Annotated in this window: 8 protein-coding genes; 3 read left to right on the top strand and 5 right to left on the bottom strand. The window is 69.0% G+C overall.

The genetic code is table 11. From position 1 onward, the window contains the following. Nucleotides 1-157: 157 nt before the first annotated feature. The 3 genes from FCU40_RS22190 to FCU40_RS22200 all read right to left on the bottom strand — a co-directional run bounded on the left by FCU40_RS22190 (nt 158) and on the right by FCU40_RS22200 (nt 2560). Nucleotides 158-685 carry an AAA family ATPase gene (locus FCU40_RS22190; RefSeq protein ID WP_168077958.1) on the bottom strand — a complete coding sequence of 176 codons (528 nt, stop codon included), beginning with the start codon at nt 683-685 and terminating at the stop codon, nt 158-160. Nucleotides 686-731: 46 nt separating this feature from the next. Then, nucleotides 732-1259, bottom strand: coding sequence for a GNAT family N-acetyltransferase (locus tag FCU40_RS22195; protein WP_168077960.1), 528 nt, complete (start codon nt 1257-1259; stop codon nt 732-734). 86 nt (nt 1260-1345) lie between these two features. Continuing rightward, nucleotides 1346-2560, bottom strand: coding sequence for a YihY/virulence factor BrkB family protein (locus FCU40_RS22200; RefSeq protein ID WP_168077962.1), 1215 nt, complete (start codon nt 2558-2560; stop codon nt 1346-1348). Nucleotides 2561-2651: 91 nt separating this feature from the next. Between FCU40_RS22200 and FCU40_RS22205 the strand changes: the two genes are divergently transcribed. Next, complete coding sequence (locus FCU40_RS22205) at nt 2652-3413, top strand: MOSC N-terminal beta barrel domain-containing protein (protein ID WP_168077972.1); 762 nt, start codon at nt 2652-2654, stop codon at nt 3411-3413. 3 nt (nt 3414-3416) lie between these two features. On the opposite strand, the gene FCU40_RS22210 is transcribed toward FCU40_RS22205, so the two are convergent. Further along, complete coding sequence (locus FCU40_RS22210; protein WP_168077964.1) at nt 3417-3707, bottom strand: type II toxin-antitoxin system RelE/ParE family toxin; 291 nt, start codon at nt 3705-3707, stop codon at nt 3417-3419. Further along, nucleotides 3704-3970: a type II toxin-antitoxin system ParD family antitoxin gene (locus FCU40_RS22215; protein ID WP_168077966.1), complete on the bottom strand. Its 267-nt coding sequence runs from the start codon at nt 3968-3970 to the stop codon at nt 3704-3706. The genes FCU40_RS22210 and FCU40_RS22215 overlap by 4 nt, the downstream gene beginning before the upstream one ends. 73 nt (nt 3971-4043) lie before the next feature. Here FCU40_RS22215 and prmC point away from each other — a divergent pair, with 73 nt between their 5' ends. Both prmC and FCU40_RS22225 read left to right on the top strand, forming a co-directional pair. Further along, nucleotides 4044-4913: a peptide chain release factor N(5)-glutamine methyltransferase gene (gene prmC / locus FCU40_RS22220; RefSeq protein ID WP_168077968.1), complete on the top strand. Its 870-nt coding sequence runs from the start codon at nt 4044-4046 to the stop codon at nt 4911-4913. A 243-nt stretch (nt 4914-5156) separates the two neighbouring features. Further along, the coding region (locus FCU40_RS22225; RefSeq protein WP_168077970.1) for a DUF4167 domain-containing protein at nt 5157-6044 on the top strand (888 nt) is incomplete at its 3' end.

A 6044-nucleotide genomic window follows, 5' to 3' on the forward strand; every position in this document is an offset into this window, starting at 1 on the left:
GAAACGCGCCTGGCTTTCGAAGGTGAAGCGGCGTGCGGGTCTGCCTGGGCGCGGCGCCCGATCGCGAGACCCTGAAAGGCGCGCTCGAGGTCGTCGCCGGCGCGCTGTCCAGCGAGGTCGCCGAGCGCTCCCGAGCGGTGGTCTAGGGAGGCTCGCGCTAGGGTCGAGTCTCAAGAATGCTCGCCACCCTTCGCGCCACCGATTCCGCCTCGATCGCATGGAGCGCGTAGCCCAGCTCCCGATAGGTCGCTTCGTGCAGGGCCTCGAAGCGGATGGCGTCCTCCAGACTAATCCGGCGCGCGGCCGTTGGCGTGACGAACCCCAGTCCTCGCACCAGGAACGCCCGCCGCTGGTAGACGCCTTGCTCCGCGATGCGCTCGAGTTCCTGGCGAAGCAGGGGCGAGACCGGATGATCGAGGAACCGCGCCAGGGCCAGGGCGCAGATCGGCGAGCGGTCGAAGAAGATTGGATCGCCGACGGCGCGGGCCTGACGCTGGATCTGCAGGCGGACGATCGCGTCGATAAAGCCCGGATCGGTCCAGGGCTCGGCCACGCCCTCGGCCTGGGCCAGGGCGATGACGTCGGTGGCGGCCTCTTCGACCACCGTGTGGCCCGCGCGTTCGAGGGCGCGCAGCAGCACGGTTTTGCCCGCGCCCGGAGCGCCGGTCAGGATGTAGCGATGCATGGGAGTTCCTCGCCGAGAGCGGCGTGTCCCCCGCACCTTAGCGCCTCTACAGCGCCTTTTCCAGGATGACGAAATGCAGGTCGTCGCGCTGAGGGACGCCGAAGCGTTCGTCGCCATAGGGGAAGGGCTCGGTGGCGCCGGTCAGGCGGTAGCCGCGGCGCTCGTACCACGCGATCAGGGTGTCGCGGACCGAGATGACGGTCATCTCCATGCTCTTGCCGCCGCGCGCGCGGGCGTAGGCTTCGGCGGCCTCCAGCAGGGCGCGGCCGATGCCGCCGGCCTGGCGCAAGGGCGAGACGGTGACCATGCCCACATACCAGGCGTCGCCCTCCGACGGTTGCAGCCAGACGCAGGCGTGGGGCTTGTCGCCCTCGGCGTCGCGCAGGGTCAGCAGCGTTGAGCCCGGATGGGCGGCGAGGTCGGCGCGCAGGGATGCTTCGTCGGTGCGCTGGCCGCCCAGCAGAGAACTCTCGCTGGTCCAGCCCTTTTCCGCCAGCTCCCCGCGATAGGCCGAGTTCACCAGCGCGGCGAGATCGGCCAGTTCGTGATCCTGACAGGGGGCGAGAAGCGGCATGGACGGGCCTTCGATGGCGAGGGGCGAAGGCTAGAAAGGGCGTCCGCGCGTCACAAGCCGATTCCCGGCGTCAATCCGAACAATGATCAGCGCCGGATCCGCTTCCACGCCCCCCGCGCCATGCGCCGGACGCCGCCGGTTTCGCGCTGGATCATCTCCCAGGGATGAAAGGCCACGCCCACCGTGTCGGCCATCGCCGCCCCGCGCGCGCCCATCGGCTGGGGCGGACCGGTGGTGGTGTCGACGGCGGTCTGGTGTTCGATCTCGGCGTTCAGCTCCGCGCCGACCAGGATGGCCATGATCGAGAACCACACCCAGACCATGAAGGCGATCACCGCGCCGAGCGCGCCATAGGTGACGTCATAATGGGCGATCTGGCTGAGATAGACCGAAAAGCCCAGCGACCCGCCCAGCCAGGCGGTCGCCGCGAAGGCCGCGCCGATCCAGATCCATCGCCAGCGCGCCTTGGTCCGGCTGGGTCCGAAGCGATAGAGCAAGGCGAAGGCCGTGGCGGTCATGGCCAGCACCCCCATCCAGCGCACCGGGGCCAGGATCGGCTCCAGCACCGACAGCCGCGCCATCTTCAGCGCCAGCGGCGTCGCGATCAGCGCGCCCGCCGCCACGACCGCATAGGCCAGGGCGCAGAAGGTGAAGCCGTAGGTCATCGGGATGCGCCGCGTCAGCGGCCGTTTCTCGTCCTCGTCATAGGCGATGTTCAGGCCGTCGAAGAGGGCGCGCATGCTGGCGTTGGCGCTCCACACCGACAGCAGCAGCGAGGCGGCGAAGGCGACGCCCAGCTTGCCGCTCTTCTGCTCGGCCAAGCGGGTCATCTGGTCGCCGACGATCTGGATGACGCTGGGCGGAAAGACCCCGGCCATGCCGCGCAGCTGCTTCTCCACCTCGCCGATGTCCGCGAACAGGCCATAGAGGGAGACGAAGGCGCCGATCGCGGGGATCAGCGCCAGCAGGGTGTAGAAGGTCACGCCCCCGGCCACGGCGGGCAGGCGATCGGCGCCGATCTCGGCGACGGTGCGCCACAGGATGTCACGCCAGCCGAGCAACGGGATCTTGGTCGGGCGGTCGGCGGCGCGGCCCCGCCCCGGCTCGGCCGCGTCGAACGCGTCGGGCGGCATGGCGCGGTCCTCGGAAAGGCCGGGCAAGGGCGCCTTGAGCTCGTCCCGCGCGGGCCGAGGCCGAGGCAGGGCGAAGGGCGCGGCGGCCAGCAGCACGATCCACGGCGTCAGATGGTACGGACGCGACTTCAGCCACGAAAGGATCGGACGCTTGGGCGCGTCGGCCATGGTTCGCCCTCCAGGCCTGGAAAAACCCGGACGTCCGCGCTCCGTTCCGCCAAGCCTTGCCATGGCGGCGGTCAGCGCCGATGTTTCGGCCATGCACGCCCGGATCGCCTCGCTGTATCGCCACCCCGTCAAGGGGTTCACGCCCGAGCGCCTGAAGGCCGCCGAGCTCGCGGCGGGGCTGTGCTTTCCGTGCGACCGCCTGTTCGCCGTCGAGGATGGCCCCAGCGGCTTCGATCCCGCCGCGCCGAACCACCTTTCGAAGATGAAGTTCGCGGTGCTGGCCAAGATCCCGGCCGTCGCCAAGGCCCGTACCGCCTATGACGAAGCCCGCGGCGTGTTCAGCGCCCGCGCCGAGGGCCGTCCCGATTTCGCCGGCGACCTGAGGACGGCCGAGGGGCGCGCCGGCTTCGCGGCCTGGCTCGCCGACCTGCTGGGCGAGGCCGTCTCGGGGCCGCTGAAGGTGATCGAGGGGCCGGGCGCGCACCGGTTCATGGACAGCCGCTCCGGCTATGTCTCGATCGTCAACCTGGCCAGCGTCCGCGATCTATCTCAGCGCGTCGGCCGACCCCTGGATCCGCTGCGCTTTCGCGCCAATCTCTATGTCGAGGGCTGGCCGGCCTGGGTCGAGAACGACTGGACCGGCAGAAGCATGACGATCGGCGCCGCCGGGGCCGAGGTCCTCAAGCCCATCGTCCGCTGCGCCGCCACCCATGTCGATCCGACCACGGCCGAGCGGGATGTCGAGGTGGTCAAGGCGCTGTTCGACCACTACGGCCACATGTTCTGCGGCGTCTATGTGAACGTCACCGAGGGCGGCGCGGTGGCCGAGGGCGATGTGGCGGCGGTGGATTAGGCCTCAGCCGAGATGGGCTCTGGCGTTCATGCTTTGGTGCAGCACACGGACGATCTCGACCCCGACGCCGATGCGATAGAAGATCACATGCGAGCCTGCGGTTCGTCGCCGATAGCCGGGACGAAGGCTGTCGTCCGGCCATCCGAGGTCCGGACGTTCGGCGATCATCTCGATCACGGCTTGGATCTCGCGCAAATAGTCCGCGGCGCGCCGGGAGCCCCAACGATGTTCCGAATAGCTCCAGATGTCGTCGAGGTCGGCTTTGGCGCGACGCGATAGCCGATAGGGTTTCATTCCTCGTGGAAACCCGGGGGCGCTGAAGCCCGCGCTTTTTCGTCGATGAAGGCGTCAAAATCGAAATCGTCGATGAAGCCGCTTTCCTCGCCCTCGACCAGGGCGGACCGCAGGGCCGCCAGTTTGGCTTCATTCTCCTCCAGCAGGCGAAGACCGGCCCTGATCACCTCGCTGGCCGAGCCATAACGCCCCGCCGCGAGCTGATCGTCGATGAAGGTCTGGAAGTGATCGCCCAGGGTGACGGAGGTGTTCTTACTGGCCATGTCGTCGAAAATACCAAAAACTGGTACCTCTTTCAATCTCGCCTCCTTCCGCTTAACCCGCTAAATCCCCGCCATGACCCTGACCCTCGTCAAAGCCTGGACCGCCGCCAAGGATCGTCTGAAGGACGCCGGCATCGATCAGCCGTCGATCGACGCGCGCCTGATGCTGGAGGTGGCCGCCGGCGTCACCCGCACCGAGATCGTCACCGATCCCTATCGCGAACTGACCGCCGAGCAGGTCGCCACGCTGAACGACTATCTGGACCGCCGCGCCAAGCGCGAGCCGGTCAGCCACATCATCGGCCGCAAGGGCTTCTGGAAGATCCTGCTACAGGTGAACAAGAACGTGCTGACGCCGCGTCCCGAGACGGAGGTGATCGTCGACGAGGTGCTGAAGGCCTTCCCCGAGGCCATGCCGTTCTCGATGCTGGACCTGGGCGTGGGCTCGGGCACGATCCTGCTGGCGGTGCTGGCCGAGCGGCCGGCGGCCAAGGGTCTGGGGGTCGACGCCTCCGACGAGGCCCTGGCCGTGGCGCGCGACAACGCCGCCAACCTGAACCTCGACGGCCGCGCCGCCCTGCTGCGCGGCGACTGGACGGCCGGGCTGGGCGACGCGAGTTTCGACCTGGTCGTCTCCAACCCGCCCTATATTCCTACGGCGGTGATCGAGACCCTGGAGCCCGAGGTTCGCGACCACGAGCCGCGTCTGGCGCTCGACGGCGGGGCCGATGGCCTGGACGCCTACCGCCTGCTGGCGCCGGAAATCCTGCGGGTGCTGAAGCCCGCCGGCATGTTCGCGGTCGAGATCGGTCACGATCAGTCCCAGGCCGTCGAGGCGCTGTTCCGCGACGCGGGCGCCCGCGAGGTGCGGACGGTCAAGGATCTGTCGACCTACGACCGCGTGGTCGTCGGGGTGAAAAATCCCTTGGAAACCGGGGCGTGAACCGCTAGACGAGTCTTGTCTCCTTCCAAATCGCCGGGTGACGGGAAAAGCGGGCGTCGCAGACGCTTGCGAGGCTCCCCCGGCAGGCGCGCCCGGTCCGCCGGTCGCCGCGCCGAAAGACAGGGCGGGGGCTCTACGGAAACCCGTGTCTCTGAAACCTAACCAGGGTTCGACCCGCCCAGAGACCAACAAGGCCGGACGCGCCAGCGCAAGACTGACCTCCGGACAGGTTCAGAAGAGAACATGAGAGATTTCAAGGGCATGAAGCGCCAACGCGGTCGCAATAATCGCGGCGGAAGCGGTGGCAAGCCTCAGCAGCACAACGCCAACCGCGCGTTCGACTCGAACGGGCCCGAAGGCGTGAAGGTGCGCGGCGCCGCCCAGAGCGTCTACGAGAAGTACCAGCAGTTGGCCCGCGACGCGTCGTCGTCCGGCGACCGCGTGCTGGCCGAGAACTATCTGCAGCACGCCGAGCACTATTTCCGCGTCCTGCGCGCCATTCAGCCGAATCGTCCGGTGGCCGACATCGTCGGCAAGGACGTCTACGCCGCCTACGAGATCGACTTCGAGGCCGAGCCCGAAGAGGTCGAGGCCGTCGAGACGCCGGCCGCGGCCGACGGGCAGGGCGAAGGCGGAGAGGGCGGCGAAGGCGGCGAACAACGCCGCGACCGGTTCGAGGGCCGCGACCGCGATCGTAACCGTGACCGCGACCGCAACTTCGACAACCGCGACCGTGATCGCAACCGCGACAACCGCGACGGCGAAGGCCGCCGCGACCGCTGGCGCGACCGCGACGACCGCGACCGCAATCGGGATGACCGCCCCCGTGATGACCGTCCGCGTGACGACCGTCCCCGCGAGGAGCGTTTCCGCGATCGTGACGACCGTCCGCGTGATGATCGTCCGCGCGAGGAGCGTCCGGCCGCCGAGGGCGACCAGCCGCAGGCCGAGGGCGAATACCGCGAGGGTCGTCGCCGCCGGGACCGCAATCGTGACCGCGACCGTGACTGGCAGCCGCGCGGCGACCGCGATCCGATGGCCGTGATCGAGCCGGAAGCCGCGCCTCTGCCGTCGTCCGGCGAAGCGTCGAGCGGCGAGGGCTCGCCGGTTCTGCGCGGTCAGGACGGCGCC

The organism is Caulobacter sp. SSI4214 (genome assembly GCF_012184455.1).
Lineage (GTDB): Bacteria > Pseudomonadota > Alphaproteobacteria > Caulobacterales > Caulobacteraceae > Caulobacter > Caulobacter vibrioides_E.